This is a genomic window from Bradyrhizobium agreste (assembly GCF_016031625.1).
In the GTDB taxonomy this organism is placed as follows: domain Bacteria; phylum Pseudomonadota; class Alphaproteobacteria; order Rhizobiales; family Xanthobacteraceae; genus Bradyrhizobium; species Bradyrhizobium agreste.
In genome coordinates, this window is sequence record NZ_JACCHP010000011.1 from 118258 (window position 1) to 134272 (window position 16015).

Consider the following 16015-nt stretch of genomic DNA (forward strand, 5'->3'; position numbering starts at 1 on the left):
TGACGGCGGAGGGAGCGCCGCAAACTCCACCCTCAAAAATTCACCCGGTTCGAGATCGCGCCGTCCACCACCAGATTCGATCCCGTGGTGAATCCCGACACCGGGCTTGCCAGAAACACCGCCGCGTTCGCGATGTCCTGCGGCGTCGCCATGCGGCCGGTCGGGTTGCGCTTCATCGCGTCGTTGTAACGCTCCGGCATGTTCTTCTCGATCATCTCCCAGACGCCGCCCTTGAAATAGACGGTGCCGGGCGACACGACATTCACGCGGATCTTCTTCTTCGCATATTGCCGCGCAAGTCCCTTGGCCATGTGGATCAGCGCGGCCTTGATCGGGCCGTAGGAGCTCGCCGTGTCCGCCTGCGCCGCGGAGATCGACGAGATGATCACGAAGGCCGCATCGCCGCCTTCGGCGCCGCTTGTCTCGAGGAACGGCCGCGCGGCGTCGAAGGCGTGCACGGCGCCGAGCACGTCGAGCCGGAAATTCTGCTCCCAGGATGCGGGATCGTGCCCTTGCGCCATTGCGCCGGCATTGGAGAACAGCAGGTCGATGCCGCCGAGCTCTTTTGCTGCAGCCTCGATCCAGCTTTTCAGCGCCGCGCCGTCGGTGACGTCGACCGTGCCGCCCGTGGCGCGGATGCCGCTCGCCTTCAACTCCGCGATGGTTGCCGCGACCTGATCGGCGTTGCGCGCGCACACCGCGACATTGGCGCCTTCACCGGCCAGCGTCGCTGCAATCGCCCGCCCGATGCCGCGCGTGCCGCCGAGCACGACGGCGTTCTTGCCTTTGAGACCGAGATCCATTGTTGGCTCCTTCTTGTTGGTGCCGCAAGTGTAGCTGTTTCGGCTGGTATGCTGAACTCTCCAATTCGTCATTGCGAGCCACCGGGTCCGCGCAAAAGCGCGGCCCGATGACAGGCTCCGCGAAGCAATCCAGAAATGCATCCGCGCAAGGATCCTGGATTGCTTCGTCGCAAGGGCTCCTCGCAATGACGGCGGAGAGACTTCACTCCGGCGCAGCCCCGACCGGCGGGCCGCCGGGCGGGCGGTGCAGGAAGGTCAGCGAGGCATAGGCGCCGGCCCAGGAGCCGATCGCGGCAAAGGCAACGTAGAAGGCGTTCTCGGTGTAGCTGATCACGGCATAGGAGGAGAGCAGATACCAGATCGCGCTCCAGGTCGCCGCAGGGATGCGCTTGCGCGCGACCACGGCCGAGGTGAACATCACGTAGACCGCGTCGGTGGCCGCCGTTGCGATGAAGACGGCACCCGCGGTGAGGGGGTCGATGGCGGCCATTGCAATCCTTTCTGCGGTCATGACATGGTCGCGAAAAGTACAGCAAACGAGCAGGGAGAGAAGCGGCCATGCAAAGCCCCGCCGATATTCTCCAGAGCATCTGGACCTCCGCTGGCGGCGATCCGACTGCGCTCGGCCGCGTGCGGCTGACCGGCGAGGAGCCGCAGATCCCGTCCTCGTTTCGCGTTGCCGTCGCCGGCCAGACCACGATCGCGGCGGCCGGCCTTGCCGCCGCCGAGATATGGAAGCTGCGCAGCGGCGAGGCGCAGCACGTCTCCGTCGACATGCGCCATGCCGTCGCCGAATGCCGTTCCGAGCGTTATCTGCGGCTCGACGACAAGCCGCCGCCACCGGCTTGGGACGCCATCGCCGGCGTCTACAGAACGGGCGATGGCCGCTTCGTTCGCTGCCACACGAATTTTCCGCATCACCGCGACGCCGTCTGCAAGGTGCTTGCTTGCGAGCCCGTGCGCGGATCCGTGCAGGCCGCGCTGATGCAGTGGAAGGGCGACGATTTCGAAACCGCGGCCTACGCCGCAGGCGGCGTCGTCGCCCTGATGCGCTCCTACGACGAATGGTCCGCGCACCCGCAGGCGCGCGCGCTCGCGCAATTGCCGCTGCTCTCGATCGAGAAGATCGGCGAGGCGCCGCCAAGGCCGTGGCCGGAAGGCGATCGTCCGCTCTCGGGTCTTCGCGTCCTCGATCTTTCCCGCGTCATCGCCGGCCCCGTCGCCGGCCGTACGCTCGCCGCGCACGGTGCCGACGTGCTGCTGGTGTCAGGACCGGGGCTGCCCGCGATCGACTGGCTCACCATCGATACCGGCCGCGGCAAGCTCACCACCTTCATCGAGCTGAAGCGCGAGGCCGGGCGGGCGCAGCTGCGCGAGCTGTTGAAGGACGCCGACATCTTCTCGCAAGGCTATCGTCCGGGCGCACTCGCCGCGCTCGGCTTTGCACCGGAGCAAGCGGCGCAGATCAGCCCCGGCATCGTCTATGTCACGCTGTCGGCCTATGGCCACGCCGGCCCCTGGGCCGAGCGGCGCGGCTTCGACTCCCTGGTGCAGACCACGACGGGCTTCAACCATGCCGAGGGCCGGGCCGCCGGCATCGACGGTCCCAGGGAATTGCCGGCACAGATGCTCGACCACGCCACCGGCTTTCTGATGGCGTTCGGCGCGATGATGGCCAAGGCACGCCAGGCGTACGAAGGCGGCAGCTGGCACGCGCGCGTGTCGCTGGCGCAGACCGGCCGCTGGCTGTGGAATCTCGGCCGGCTCGAGGGCGGACTGGATACCCCGGATATTACGGGGGAGGCCGTACATGCTGCGTTCATCGAAAGCATGCCATCTGGCTTCGGCACGTTGAAGGCGGTGCGGCATTCCGCACGTCTGTCCAAGACGCCGGCGCAATGGAGCCGTCCGGCGATGCCGCTCGGCAGTCATCCGGCACAGTGGCCGGCGCGAAGCTGACGTGAAGCTGACGCGTCGCAAAATTTTAACGCAAACGGAAAGGTGCGAGGCGTTTTTTAGGTTGTTTGAAATCCCAATTCGGCACTATTAGCGCGATCGATGAGGCAGTCATTTGCCGAGATCGTCGCAGACACGACCGGGCCCCATGGTAGTTGAGAATACCAAGCGATTGCAGGTGCTTACAAAACAACGGGTGATCGCATCCGTAGTTTTACTAGCTCTCGCCGGCGCCGGTGTCGGAGCGTACGGCTTCTTCTCTTCGGGCCCGAAGGAAAAGAAGCACTCCGAGATCTCCAGCCAGTCGCGCAGGAACGCGCAGAACTTCACGCCGACGCCCTCCGAATGGGCGACGCTGACGATCGAGCCGGTCGCCGCCAGGAGCTTCCGGGCCGAGTATGTCACCGAGGGCAAGGTCGCCGTCGACGAGGACCGCTCGACGCCGGTGTTCTCGCCCTATGCAGGCCGCGTCACCAAGCTGCTTGCCAAGCCGGGCGAGACGCTGAAGCAAGGTCAACCGCTGTTTACGATCGAGGCCGCCGACACCGTGCAGGCCCAGAACGATTTCATCGCGGCGATGACCTCGCAGAACAAGGCGAAGTCGGCACTCGAGCTTTCCGACATCCAGTTCAAGCGCGCCAAGGACCTCTACGAGGGCCACGCCATTCCGCTCAAGGATTACCAGCAGGCGGAAGCGGCCCAGGTGCAGGCGCGCAACGACATGCGCTCTTCGGTGACGGCGCTGGAAGCGGCGCGCAACAAGCTGCGCATCCTCGGCTTCACCGATGAAGCCATCAAGGCGTTCCAGGAAAAAGGCGTCATCGATCGGGAGATCACGATTTATTCGCCGATCTCCGGCACCGTCGTGCAGCGCAAGATCGGCCCGGGCCAATACGTCAATTCCGGCGCCAGCGATCCGGTCTTCGTGGTCGGCGACCTCTCCACGGTCTGGCTCACCGCTTTCGTGCGCGAGAGCGATGCGGCCGCGGTCTGCATCGGGCAGGACATCACCGTCAACGTGATGGCGCTGCCGGGCCGTCCGTTCAGCGCCAAGATCAACTACGTTGCCGCCGCGATCGATCCCACCACGCGCCGTCTGCTGGTCCGCGCCACGATCGACAACAAGGACGGGCTGCTCAAGCCGGAAATGTTCGCGAACGTCACGATCTATTCGGCCGGCGACCGCCCCGCGCCGGCGGTGCCGAAGCAGGCGCTGATCTATGAGGCCGACAAGGTCCGCCTCTGGGTCGCGCGCGAGGACAAGTCCGTCGAGCTGCGCCAGATCAAGATCGGTCTCATCAACGGCAACCTCGTCGAGGTCACCAGCAATCTGAAGCCCGGCGAGCAGATCGTCACCAAAGGCAGTCTGTTCATCGACCGCGCGGCGTCCGGCAGCTAATCGACGACCCAAGAAAATTGAAGACCTGAATGGATCGTCTCGTTGCCCTTGCCGTCAACCGGCGTTTCCTGATGGTCGGCATGTTCGTCGCCGTGCTGATCGGCGGCCTGATCGCGTTCAACCGGCTCAACATCGAGGCCTATCCCGACCCGACCCCGCCGATGGTCGACATCGTGACGCAGAGCCCGGGCCTGTCGGCGGAGGAGATCGAGCGCTACATCACGATCCCGATCGAGACCCAGGTCGCCGGCCTGAAGAACATCACGACCATCCGCACCATCTCGCTCTACGGTCTGTCCGACGTCAAAATCCAGTTCTCCTTCGCCTACACCTATGACGAGGCGTTGCAGCAGGTGCTGAATCGCCTGGCGCAGCTCGCGCCGCTGCCCGGCAACGTGCAGCCGCAGATCTCCCCGCTCAGCCCGATCGGCGAGATCTTCCGCTATCGCCTGGTCGGTCCGCCGAACTACAGCGTGCTCGACCTCAAGACCATCCAGGACTGGATGCTGCAGCGCCGCTTCCGCGCGGTGCCCGGCGTGATCGACGTCACCGGCTGGGGCGGCAGGAGCAAGACCTACGAGATCCAGGTCGATTTCAACAAGCTGGTCGCCAACGGCCTGACGCTGCCGCAACTGCTCCAGGCGGTCGGCAATTCCAACGTCAATGTCGGCGGCAACACCGTCAATATCGGCCAGCAATCCGCCGTGGTGCGCGGCGTCGGCCTGATCCGCTCGATCGACGACCTCGCCAACACCATGGTGGCGCAGACCGGCGGCAATCCGGTGCTGGTCCGGGACGTCGCCACGGTCACCGTCGGTCAGAAGCCACGTCTCGGCATTGCCGGCCTCGACGATTCCGACGACATCGTGCAGGGCATCGTGCTGATGCGGCGGGGCGAGCAGAGCTCGCCGACCATCAAGCGCGTCCACGAACTCGTCCAGCAGATCAACAATTCCAGCATCCTGCCACCCGGTGTGCGCATCGAGCGCATCTACGATCGCGGCGACCTCATCGAGCTCACCACCCACACCGTGCTGCACAACATGGTGGTGGGCATTCTCCTGATCGTGCTGTTGCAGTGGATCTTCCTCGGCGATCTCCGCAGCGCGCTGATCGTCGGCGCCACCATCCCGTTCGCGCTGTTCTTCGCCGTGATCATCCTGGTGCTGCGCGGGGAATCGGCCAACCTCCTGTCGGTCGGCGCGATCGATTTCGGCCTGATCGTCGATGCCACCGTGATCATGGTGGAAGCGATCTTCCGCCGCCTCACGCAAACGACGCCGATGTCGGAATCCGAGCATATGTCGAACGAGACGCTGTTCGGCATGAAGAGCCATGCCATCCTGAGCGCGGCAGCCGACGTTTCGCGATCGATTTTCTTCGCCGCGGCGATCATCATCGCGGCCTTCCTGCCGCTGTTCACGCTGTCAGGCGTCGAGGGCAACATCTTCGGGCCGATGGCGCGCACCTATGCCTATGCGCTGGCCGGCGGCCTGCTTGCCACCTTCACCGTGACCCCCGCGCTGTCCGCCATCATCCTGCCCGCGCATGTCGAGGAGACTGAGACGAAGGTGATGCTGATCCTGCACCGGCTCTACATGCCTGTGCTGAATTGGGCGGTGGCCAACCGCAACATAGTCCTCGGCGCCGCGGTCGGCCTGGTGTTGATGACGGTCGCGCTCGCCCGGCTGCTCGGCCTCGAATTCCTGCCGAAGCTGGAGGAGGGCAACCTCTGGATCCGTGCCACGCTGCCGCCGACCATCTCGCTGCAGGAAGGCAACAGCTACGTCAACGAGATGCGCAAGGTGATCCGCGCCCGGCCCGAGGTCGAATCCGTCGTGTCGCAACACGGCCGTCCCGACGACGGTACCGACGCCGCCGGCTTCTTCAACGCCGAGTTCTTCGCGCCGCTCAAGCCCGTGAGCCAGTGGCCCGGGACCCGCGACAAGGAAGAGCTGACCGCGCAGCTTCTCAAGCAGCTCGACGATCGCTTCCCCGGCGTCGAGTTCAACTTCTCGCAATATCTCCAGGACAACGTTTCCGAAGCCGTTTCCGGCGTGAAGGGCGAGAACTCGATCAAGCTGTTCGGCAGCGACCTCCAGGCGCTGACCGACACCGCCAACAAGATCAAGCAGGTGCTGTCGACCGTGCAAGGCGTCACCGACCTTGCCGTGTTCACCTCGCTGGGCCAGCCGACCGTTCAGATCGACATCGATCGCGCCAAGGCCGCGCGCTACGGCCTCGCGCCGGGCGACATCAACGCCACCATCAAGGTCGCAATCGGCGGCGACACCGCCGGCGACCTCTATGAGCCCGGAAGCGACCGCCATTTCCCGATCATCGTCCGCCTCGCGCCCGAATACCGCCGCAGCGCCGAGGCGATCCAGAATTTGCGGATCGGCGCGCCCGGGCCGAACGGCACCGTCACGCAGATCCCCTTAAGCGAGGTCGCGACCATCAGCCTCGTCTCCGGCGCCGCCTACATCTATCGCGAGCAGCAGGAGCGTTATCTGCCGATCAAGTTCTCGGTGCGCGAACGCGATCTCGGCAGCGCGATCCGCGAGGCGCAGGATAAGATCGCCGCGCAGGTTCAGCTGCCGGCGGGCTCGCATATGGAGTGGGTCGGCGAGTTCGGCAATCTCCAGGACGCGATCCGGCGGCTTTCGATCGTGGTGCCGATCTCGCTGGCGCTGATCGGCGTGCTGCTCTGGTTCAATTTCGGCTCGATGACGGACACACTGCTCGCGATGAGCGTGATCCCAATGGCGATCTTCGGCGGCGTGCTCGGCCTCTTGATCTCGGGCACAGCGTTCAGCGTCTCCGCGGCGATCGGCTTCATCGCGCTGTTCGGCATCGCCGTGATGGACGGCATCATCATCCTGTCGCAGTTCAATCAGCTGATCGAAGAGGGCATGGACCGCATGAGCGCGGTGGTGCGCACCGGCGAGCTGCAGCTCCGGCCGGTGCTGATGACCTGCGTCGTCGCAGGCGTCGGCCTCCTGCCGGCGGCGCTGTCGGAAGGCATCGGCTCCCAGGTGCAGAAGCCGCTCGCGGTCGTCGTCGTCACCGGCATGATGCTGGCGCCGGTCGTGATCCTCGTGACCCTGCCGGTGCTGATCTCCTTCTTCTCCCGCCGCGCGCGCTGATCGTCAGAACCCGTAGAGCCGCGCCGGGTTGTCGACCAGGATCTTCTTGCGCACCTCGGCATCCGGTGCCCACACCGGCAGCTGGTTGAGGAGGCGGCCGTCGTCGATCTGGTAGAGCGGCGCGATGTCGGTGGGCTTGCGGCCCTCGACGCGGCTCGAATCCGGATGCGGCCAGTCGGTGCCCCAGACGATGCGGTCTGCATTGGCCGCGATCAGCGCGCGGGCATAGGGCACCATGTCCTGATAATCGGGCGCGAGCTTCGACGAGCGATAGGCGCCGGAGATCTTCACATAAGCCTTGCCGGATTTCACCAGCGCGACGAGATCGGAGAAGCCCGGCTGCTCCAGGCCGAGCGAAGCCTCGAGGCCGCCGAAATGGTCGAACACGACCGGCACCGGCGTCGCCTCGACGAGGTCCTTGATCGCGGCGATCATGGCCAGCGTGGTGTAGAGCTGCACGTGCCAGCCGCGCGCCTTCATGCGCTCGACGGCGGCGGTGAAGCGCGGCCGGCCGACATTGGGGTCATTGACGCCGCCGGTCGCGAGGTTGAGGCGGATGCCGCGGAAGCCGTCCTGATGCATCGTATCGAGCGCGCTCTCCGGCGTCTTGTCGTCGATCACGGCAACCCCGCGCGCGGTCGCGCCGCGGGCCTTCATCCCGAACAGCGTGGAGGAATTGTCGGTGCCGTAGACGCTCGGCGTCACGATCACCACGCGCTCGATGTGCAGCGCCTTGTGCAACGCGGTCATTTCTTCCGGCGAAGCCGGCTCCGGCGTATAGACGCGCCCGGCGAAGAACGGAAACTTTTCGACATCGCCATGAATGTGGGTGTGACAGTCGCAGGCATGCGCCGGGACGTCGAAATTGACAGGCGTCGCGGGCTGCGCCGCACGGGCATGGGCTTTGCTGGTCATGGCTACTCCGGCCGCAAGGGAGGCAAGCAGGACGCTGCGTCGGCTGAGCATGGTTTCTCTCCCGGTTATTTTTTTGTAGGCGAGCGGGAGAAGAATATCACATCAGCCGGGCAATCGCTCCACTTCGCTGCATAGCTGCTCGATGAGACCAGCAAGCGGACGTGAGCCGTCCACGCGCACGACCGGGCAGGGCAGGCTCGAGAGCCACGCTTCGTGCTTGGCGAGACTGCGACCTTCGCGATCGCCGGCTTCGTAATGGGAGGCCCATTCGACGAAGTCTTCGGTTTCGGCATGGCGCCAGCCGCCCGGCGCGACGGCATCAGCGCCGAAATGGGCGGCCTCGCGGGCGCGCAATCGTTTCATCCGGATCTCGCGCGGCGCGGTCACGAAGACGACGAGGTCGTAGTACGAAACGAGCTCTTCGCCCCAGCCGGTGACGGACCCGCTCAGCACCCAGTCGAGGCGCGGCAAGAACATCTCGCGCATCAGGCGCAGGCGGTCGAGGGCCGGGCGGGTCGTCCGATAGGGCGGCACGGTGGGCAGCCAGAAATAGTCGTCGCTGTCGTGATGCGGCAGCGCAAGCCGGCCCGCGAGCGCGCGACCGAGCGTGGTCACGCCAGACCCCGAGGCTCCCATCAGATGGATGCGGCGGCTTTTCATCGGCACCCACCAGAGAGATTTGAACCTACTGCCCCGACGGGGTGCGCAGGCCGTGCCAGGCGTCGCGGACCTGGTGATAGTGCACCTCGGGCAGGTAATCCGGCGTGTTCAGATTCAGCGTCTTGACATCGAGATGGCCGATGGCGCTGAGCAGCGTGTAGGAGGCGATCACGCGGTCGCGTTGCGCGCCGATCAGGCGGGCCTTGGCCTGGATCAGGTCGGCCTGCGAGTTCAGAACGTCCACCGTCGTGCGCTGGCCGCCAGCGGCCTCGCGCTGCACGCCCTGCAGCGCGACGGTCGCCGCCTTCACCTCGGACTCCGAGGCCGAGACCGCGATCCTGGCGCCTTCATTGGCAACCCAGGCGCTGACCGCCGCCGTGCGCGCCTGGTTGCGCACCTGGTCGAGCACGAGGCGGCTCTGCGCCGTGATCTCCTTGGCCTGCCGGGTCTGCGCCGCGGCCTGGCCGCCGTCGTAGATCGGCGCGGTGACGTTGGCGACGATCGAGGCCTGGTCCTCGGCGAAGGTGCCGAGCGTCGGGTCGTTGTTGCGGCTCTTGCTGGCGCTGCCCTGGATGGTCGCGCTCGGCAGCAGCGTGCCTTCGGCGATGCGGATGTTGGTGGAGGCGACATCGACGTCGAAGCTGGCGGCCATCACTGCCGGATGCTGGCGGATCGCCATCGTCATGGCGTCCTCGCGGCTCTTCGGCAGATAGCGGTCGACGGCCTCGGCAGGCCTGAGCTGCGACGGTGCATTCCCGATCACCTGCGCATAAGTCGCCTGGCTGACCGCAAGCGCGACCTCGGCTGCGTTGAGATCGGCAAGGCCACGATTGAGGCGGGCCTCGGCCTGCGCGGTGTCGGTCGGCGTGACGTCGCCGGCGTTGAGCCGACGCTGGGTGACGGCGAGCGTCTCGCGCAGGAATGCCACGTTGGAGCGCTGCGCCTCGACCAGCGACTGGTTCGCCAGCACGTTGGTATAGACGGTGACCGCATCGAGCAGCACGCCCTGGCCGACATTGCGCAGCGCTTCGCGGCCCGACTGCACCTGGAGCTCCGCGGCGCGGACGCCGTTGGCGGTGCGGAAACCGTTGAACAGGGTCTGCGTCACGGTGACGCCGATGATCCAGGGCTTCAGATCCGCAGTCTGGATGGTGTTGTTGGGCAGCAGATTGCGCACCGATTGCAGGCCGGCGCTGAGGCTCGCCACGATCTGCGGCCGGTAGCCCGCCAGCGCCTGCGGCACGTTCTCGTCGGTGGCGCGCTGGCGCGCGCGCTCGGCATTGAGCTGCGGATTGGTCTGATAGGCTCTTGCCAGGGCTTCCGGCAGGGCTTCGGCCCATGCCGCGGAGGGAAAGGCGCACGAGAGCGCCAGCGTGGTCCATGTCGCAAGCACATGACCCGCGCCCGATCGACGTCGCGTCACCCCGCGACCAGCTCTGGCGGCACGCCCAATCATGTAATCCCGCTTAACCCCGGCTGTCCGCCCCCGCCGACGATGGCCTCTTAACTGTTTAGCCAGCCGGGGTCGCGCAGGCAAACTGCCGCGGGGAAAACTCCCATGTATTCCGTGCTTGTTGCAGGTGCGTCACAGGATGTGGGCGGGGATGCGCCAGAGCCTTACACCTGCCTGACCGTATGTGCGTTACCGGTTCTTGTTCACCGGCTTGCGCTTCTCGATGAACGCCGCCATGCCCTCCGAGCGGTCCTCGAGCGCGAAGGTCGAATGGAACAGGTTGCGCTCGACGCTCATGCCTTCGGACAGCGTGGTCTCAAAGGCGCGGTTCACCGCTTCCTTGGCCATTGCGGCCGCAGGGCGCGACATCGCGGCGATCTTCTCGGCGGCCGCCATGACTTCGTCCATCAGCTTATCGGCGGGTACGATGCGGCTGACGAGGCCGCTTCGCTCGGCTTCCGCCGCGTCCATCATCCGGCCGGTGAGGCAGAGGTCCATGGCCTTGGACTTGCCGATCGCGCGTGTCAGCCGCTGGGTACCGCCGATGCCCGGAATGGTGCCGAGCGTGATCTCGGGCTGGCCGAACTTTGCGGTGTCGGCGGCGATGATGAAATCGCACATCATGGCGAGCTCGCAGCCGCCGCCGAGCGCGTAGCCGGCGACCGCGGCGATGGTCGGCTTGCGGCAGCGCGCGATGCGGTCGCCGCCGATCGCGGCGAAATCCTCGGAGAACATGTCGATGAAGCCCTTGGGCTGCATCTCCTTGATGTCGGCGCCGGCGGCAAAGGCCTTCTCGTTGCCGGTCACGACGATGCAGCCGATGGCGTCATCGGCCTCGAGATCGTCGACCGCTGCGGCGATCTCGCGGAAGACGCCGAACGAGAGCGCGTTGAGCATCTTCGGCCGGTTCAGCTTGACGATGCCGACCGCACCGATGCTCTCGACGATGATGTGTTCGAACGTGCTCATGCTCCACCCACGCTTTTGATTGAGCGGGCAATGTGCCCGCTGGCGCGGATGCCTTCAAGGGGGCCGGAGGCCGGGACGCGTGCGGGTCGCGTCCCGGCGGAACCGGCCGTCAGGCCATGAACATGCGCGCGGCGGAGGCCAGGGTCAGCAACGTGCCGACGCCGATGAAGATCTTGCCGATCAGGGAGCTCTGGTCCCAGGCCGAGCTCTGCTGGCTGCTGGCCATCACCGGCGCCGGCCGTGGCTGCGCCTCGGTTGCGGCGATCACCGTCTTCTGCGGCGGCGGGGTCTCCTGCAAGGCGCGATCGATGTCGTTGAGCTGATCGGGCGCGACGACCTGGCCTTCGGAGTTCTCGGCGTTGGTATTATCGGCGGCGGCCTGGACGTTGTCGTTGGCGCGGTTCGTCATCGCGGCCGCGGCCGCGGCAGTCGGCGCATCGGCGAGCTGCGCATTGGCGTTGGCGACCTCCGGGGCCATCTGGCTCGAGGCCGGGACCTGATTGTCGGTCTTGTCGTCCTTGGCCGCGTCGGGCTTGGCCATTGTCTCCTTCTTGTCGGCCTTGTCCTCGGATTTCTGCACCGTCTTCTTGCTGTCGGTGCGGCGCGAGTCGTGGCGCCGCTGCTTGGGCGTATCGGCCCCCTTGTCCGCGCTCTCCGATTTGTTGCCTGCGGTCGAGTTCGGCGCCGCCTGTGCGACACCCCCGGACAGCAGGAAAAGCCCGGCCAAAGCGATCAGGGCCGCGCGCGCGCTGGCTTTCATCATGTCGACGATCTCCCCAATTCCGCCCGTCCCGGCAGCGAACAGAGACCCCGGGGCGTGACGACAGCGCGGCAGAAAATGGGAATCTTCGGGCTACACTCGCCAAAAACGCGGCAAACCCCCTCCCGCAGCCGTCCCCCCGATGCAGGACGCAGCGATCGGTGTTATGAGCCGTCGCAGATGTTTGCGGCCGCATCGGTCGCGCGGCCCCGATCGATCACGAATTCGTGATATATTCGGTGCCCGCGTAACAAATTGAAAGAGCGACCGAATTGCATGGTGAGGGCGCGGGTGCGCGGACGTGAGGACGAATGGACCGGCCTGATGCGGTCGGCCATGGCAGGCGATGATGCGGCGTATCATCGTCTGTTGAGGGCAGTCACGCCGGTGCTGCGGGCCGCCGCGAGGCGTGGCCTGGCGCGGGCAGGTCAGCCGCCCGACCAGGCCGAGGATATCGTGCAGGAGATTCTGTTGGCGGTGCATCTGAAGCGGCATACCTGGGACAGCGAAGCCCCCTTCGCGCCCTGGCTGTTTGCGATCGGCCGCAACAAGCTGATCGATGCGCTCCGGCGGCGCGGCAGGCGCGTGTTCGTCAACATCGACGATTTCGCCGAGACGCTGCCGGGCGAGGCGCCGCAGGAGACCGCTTCGGCCGGCGAGGTCGCCGCCCAGCTCGGAACCCTGCCGCAGCGTCAGCGCGACGTGCTGCAATCGATCGCGGTCGAGGCCGCTTCGATCAAGGATACGGCGGCAAAGTTGTCGATGAGCGAGGGTGCGGTCCGGGTCGCGCTGCATCGCGGGCTTGCGGCGCTGACGACCAAATTGCGGGACCATTGATCATGGATACCGATCAACTCATTCGCTCGCTCGCGGCCGACAACGCACACCGTGCCCCACGCGTCGGCGCCGTGTTGACCATGGCGCTGCTGGTGGTCGCGCCCTTGTCGATCCTGATCTTCGCGACGTTCCTCGGCGTGCGGGCCGATGTCATGAGCGCCATGCGCAATCCGTTCTTCGACATGAAGTTCGCGGTGACGTTGTCGCTCGCGATCCCTGCCATCATCGTCAGCCTGCATTTGTCGCGTCCGGAAGCCCTGCTGCGCGGCTGGGGCTGGCTGCTGCTGCTTCCCGTCGGGCTGCTCGCGGTGGCGATCGGCAGCGAGGCGATGATGGCGCCGGCCATGCCGATGACCATGCGCCTGGTGGGCAAGAACTCCAGGGTGTGCCTGGTCGCGATCCCCGCGATGGCGCTGCCGCTGCTTGCGGGGGCGCTGTTCGGCCTCCGCCACGGCGCGCCGTCCCGCCCCGCGCTCGCCGGAGCGCTCGCAGGGCTGGTGTCGGCCGGACTTGCGGCGACCCTCTATGCCTCGCACTGCACCGACGATTCTCCGCTGTTCGTCGCGACCTGGTACACGCTCGCGACCGCGCTGGTGACGGCGATCGGCGCAGCGGTCGGATCGAAGGTGTTGCGGTATTAGAGCATGATCTGGAAAAGTGTCTAGCGGTTTTCCGAAAAGATCATGCTCGAACAACAACCTAAAGCGCGATCGCATCGCGCTTTAGCGCCGGCTTCACGTCGCCGGCGTCGCTTGCAACTGCATGCGGTGGAAGCGCAACACCTGTTGCGCGGTCGATGAGCGCAGCGCCTCATAGCTGTCGCGCAGCTTCAGCATGTCGGTCTGCGACCCCCCGGAGAGCTTCTCACGCAAGGCGATGATGGCGCGCACGCTCGACCATTGCATGCCCGCGGCCTTGGCGAGGATCATCACGCCTTCGGTGCGGCTCTCGATCATCATGGTCTCGGCGGTCTCGATCGCAATCCCTGCGAGTGCGGCCAGCGCCGCGTTGGTCTCGTCGAACTTGCCCTGCTCGGCGAAGGCGGCGACCTGGAGCTCGTTGAGGCGGCCGTCCTCGTGCAGCGACTTCACCAGCGCGCGAGCCATCTCCGTCTGCTTCGTCCTGGCGACGGCGCGAACCTGTTGGGCCGCTTCCTCGACGGCCCTCGACACCTCGTCCGCGAGCTCGGGATGCGCGGCCGCGAGCTTCCTGCGCACGCTCGAGGATGCCTTGGCGACCAGCCTCAGATAGTGATGGCGCGGCAGGTCGGGACGCAGGCCGATGCAGCTGGCGAGGTCGTCGTCGCGCTCGGCGCGGACGACGAGATCGGCGAGACTCTCTTCCGAGAGCCGCGCGCCCGGATTGCCGACGGTCGACTGCACCACGTCCTCGTTGCCCCGAGCCACCAGCACGTCGGTCAGCGCTTCCGACAGCGTCCGCCGCAGCGAGATCGCCTTGAGATGCGCCTGGCCTCTGGTGCGCGCGATCTGGATCAATGTTGCCTCGTCCAGCCGCTCCGACTTCGACAGCACGGGGCCTGAGACCTCGATCACCTCGTCGAGCGCGAGCGTGCGGATGATCTGCGGCGGCGCAGCCGCGATCGGCGCGAGCCGTTCGGCGAGCAGCGCCCTGGCGGATGTCTCGATCTGCTCGATCAGGCACTGGAACACGTCGTCGAACACGCGGATCTGGTCGTCGGAATAGTCGACCGCGTTGCCCACGAAGAGATCGGTGACGCGGCGGAGCGTCTCCAGCCGGCGCGCGACGGTCCCGTGCGAGAGGGCAGCCTGCAATTCCTCGAGCAGGCTTTCGGATGGTCTTGCGGAATTGGATCTCATCGCTCTGTCCTGGAGCATCCGGCCCGGCAGCGGCTTCTGTCGCGCCGGAGGAAAATGGATCGGTCAGCTCGTTGCAATGCAGTTGCGCCCTTGCGCCTTGGCGGAATAGAGCGCGCCGTCGGCGCGCGCGAGAAACGTGTCGGCAGTATCGAGGTCGCGCAGCGTCACGACGCCCGCGGAAATGGTCACCCGCATGCCTGGGGAGAACGCGCCCCAGTCGAGATCGGCGACGATGCCGCGCAGGCGCTCGAGCATGCGAAGTGCGACGTCGCCCGACGTGTCCGGCAGCAGCAGCAGGAATTCCTCGCCGCCGTAGCGGCCGAAACTGTCGGTCGGCCGGATATTGGCGAAAATGGTGATCGCGAAGGTGCGCAGCACCTCATCGCCAATGGGATGGCCGTAAGCGTCGTTGATGCGCTTGAACCAGTCGAGATCGATCAGCGCGATCCCGCAAGGCGTGGATGCCTGCCGCGACTTTTCGATCTCAGCGTCGAGAAGCCGCATGATGCAGCGGCGGTTGTAGGAGCCGGTGAGCTCGTCGAGCTCGGCCAGTTCTTCGATGCGTCGATAGGCGGCCTTCAATTCGATGCTGCGCTGGTACAGGATCTTGCGCAGGGTGGCGCCGAACAGGCCGAGGAAGGCGCACTGCCCGATCACCAGCACGAAGCAGAGCATCGAGGCGGTTCGCTGCAGCCGGCTCGCGACCGGCAGTCCGATCGGCAGGTCCGATCCCAGGAACACCACGGTGAGCCCGCAGGTGGCGAGGCCCCAGGTCAGCATCGCCTGGCTCGACGTCATCCGCAGCGTGCCGAACGCGAAGATCAGAAACAGCACGGCAAGGAACGCGACCCCGATGGTCGGCACCGCGAGCAGGAACACCAGTTGCAGCGCCATATGCGCCGAGATCTGATAGACGGTGAGGTAATGATCTTCGAAACGGTCGCCGAAACCGGCTTCCGACAGCACCGTGAAGGTCCCGATGATAAGGAGGCCGCCGAGCCAGAACAGCGACGGAACGGCCATGGAGATCGCGCCGTCATAGGCGTAGAGCAGCAGGACCGCGCCGCCCAGCGAGTAGCTCGCGACCTGGCCGACATACATCTGGCGGCGCTGCCGGGCGCGGCGCGCCCTGACCTCGGGAGCCGCCGTCTCGGGCGCGAGGACGAGATCCGCGACCTCTGCGGCATTCCTCTCCGGAAAGGACGTCGCGGCCGTACTCATGGTCCCGCCAATGGTGGATGTCAGCGTAAAAACCTACGTGGCAAGCCTTTAGGTTTGG

Annotated in this window: 14 protein-coding genes; 5 read left to right on the plus strand and 9 right to left on the minus strand. The window is 66.1% G+C overall.

Features of this window, described 5'->3' with window-relative positions; genetic code table 11:
* Positions 1 to 32 precede the first annotated feature (32 nt).
* On the minus strand, positions 33 to 803 hold the full coding sequence (locus HZZ13_RS17510) for an SDR family NAD(P)-dependent oxidoreductase (RefSeq protein WP_197960797.1): 771 nt from the start codon (positions 801 to 803) through the stop codon (positions 33 to 35).
* A 202-nt stretch (positions 804 to 1005) separates the two neighbouring features.
* Positions 1006 to 1293, minus strand: a complete 288-nt coding sequence (locus HZZ13_RS17515; RefSeq protein WP_197961097.1) for a hypothetical protein — start codon at positions 1291 to 1293, stop codon at positions 1006 to 1008.
* Between the two features lie 68 nt (positions 1294 to 1361).
* Between HZZ13_RS17515 and HZZ13_RS17520 the strand changes: the two genes are divergently transcribed.
* From HZZ13_RS17520 to HZZ13_RS17530, 3 genes are all read left to right on the plus strand, one after another.
* Positions 1362 to 2762 (plus strand): CoA transferase, encoded by a 1401-nt coding sequence (locus tag HZZ13_RS17520; RefSeq protein WP_197960798.1) that lies wholly within the window; start codon positions 1362 to 1364, stop codon positions 2760 to 2762.
* A gap of 145 nt (positions 2763 to 2907) precedes the next feature.
* Positions 2908 to 4158 carry an efflux RND transporter periplasmic adaptor subunit gene (locus tag HZZ13_RS17525; RefSeq protein ID WP_197960799.1) on the plus strand — a complete coding sequence of 417 codons (1251 nt, stop codon included), beginning with the start codon at positions 2908 to 2910 and terminating at the stop codon, positions 4156 to 4158.
* A gap of 29 nt (positions 4159 to 4187) precedes the next feature.
* Entirely contained in the window at positions 4188 to 7304 is a 3117-nt protein-coding gene (locus HZZ13_RS17530; protein WP_197960800.1) for an efflux RND transporter permease subunit, read from the plus strand.
* Positions 7305 to 7307: 3 nt separating this feature from the next.
* Here the strand turns inward: HZZ13_RS17530 and HZZ13_RS17535 are convergent, their stop codons facing one another.
* The 5 genes from HZZ13_RS17535 to HZZ13_RS17555 all read right to left on the minus strand — a co-directional run bounded on the left by HZZ13_RS17535 (position 7308) and on the right by HZZ13_RS17555 (position 12064).
* Positions 7308 to 8270, minus strand: coding sequence for an amidohydrolase family protein (locus tag HZZ13_RS17535; RefSeq protein WP_197960801.1), 963 nt, complete (start codon positions 8268 to 8270; stop codon positions 7308 to 7310).
* Positions 8271 to 8321: 51 nt separating this feature from the next.
* A complete protein-coding gene (locus tag HZZ13_RS17540) occupies positions 8322 to 8879 on the minus strand; it encodes a P-loop NTPase family protein (RefSeq protein WP_197960802.1) in 558 nt (185 codons plus the stop codon).
* A gap of 25 nt (positions 8880 to 8904) precedes the next feature.
* Positions 8905 to 10335, minus strand: coding sequence for a TolC family outer membrane protein (locus HZZ13_RS17545; protein WP_197960803.1), 1431 nt, complete (start codon positions 10333 to 10335; stop codon positions 8905 to 8907).
* Between the two features lie 186 nt (positions 10336 to 10521).
* Positions 10522 to 11301: an enoyl-CoA hydratase gene (locus HZZ13_RS17550; RefSeq protein ID WP_197960804.1), complete on the minus strand. Its 780-nt coding sequence runs from the start codon at positions 11299 to 11301 to the stop codon at positions 10522 to 10524.
* Between the two features lie 109 nt (positions 11302 to 11410).
* Entirely contained in the window at positions 11411 to 12064 is a 654-nt protein-coding gene (locus HZZ13_RS17555; RefSeq protein ID WP_197960805.1) for a hypothetical protein, read from the minus strand.
* 288 nt (positions 12065 to 12352) lie between these two features.
* Between HZZ13_RS17555 and HZZ13_RS17560 the strand changes: the two genes are divergently transcribed.
* Together HZZ13_RS17560 and HZZ13_RS17565 are read left to right on the plus strand one after the other, a co-directional pair.
* Complete coding sequence (locus HZZ13_RS17560) at positions 12353 to 12898, plus strand: sigma-70 family RNA polymerase sigma factor (RefSeq protein ID WP_197960806.1); 546 nt, start codon at positions 12353 to 12355, stop codon at positions 12896 to 12898.
* Between the two features lie 2 nt (positions 12899 to 12900).
* The gene (locus HZZ13_RS17565; protein ID WP_197960807.1) at positions 12901 to 13539 is read left to right on the plus strand and encodes an NrsF family protein; all 639 of its coding nucleotides are present in this window, start codon (positions 12901 to 12903) and stop codon (positions 13537 to 13539) included.
* Positions 13540 to 13632: 93 nt separating this feature from the next.
* On the opposite strand, the gene HZZ13_RS17570 is transcribed toward HZZ13_RS17565, so the two are convergent.
* On the minus strand, positions 13633 to 14736 hold the full coding sequence (locus HZZ13_RS17570) for a DUF2336 domain-containing protein (RefSeq protein WP_197960808.1): 1104 nt from the start codon (positions 14734 to 14736) through the stop codon (positions 13633 to 13635).
* Between the two features lie 63 nt (positions 14737 to 14799).
* The gene (locus HZZ13_RS17575) at positions 14800 to 15957 is read right to left on the minus strand and encodes a GGDEF domain-containing protein (protein ID WP_197960809.1); all 1158 of its coding nucleotides are present in this window, start codon (positions 15955 to 15957) and stop codon (positions 14800 to 14802) included.
* Between the last annotated feature and the right edge of the window lie 58 nt (positions 15958 to 16015).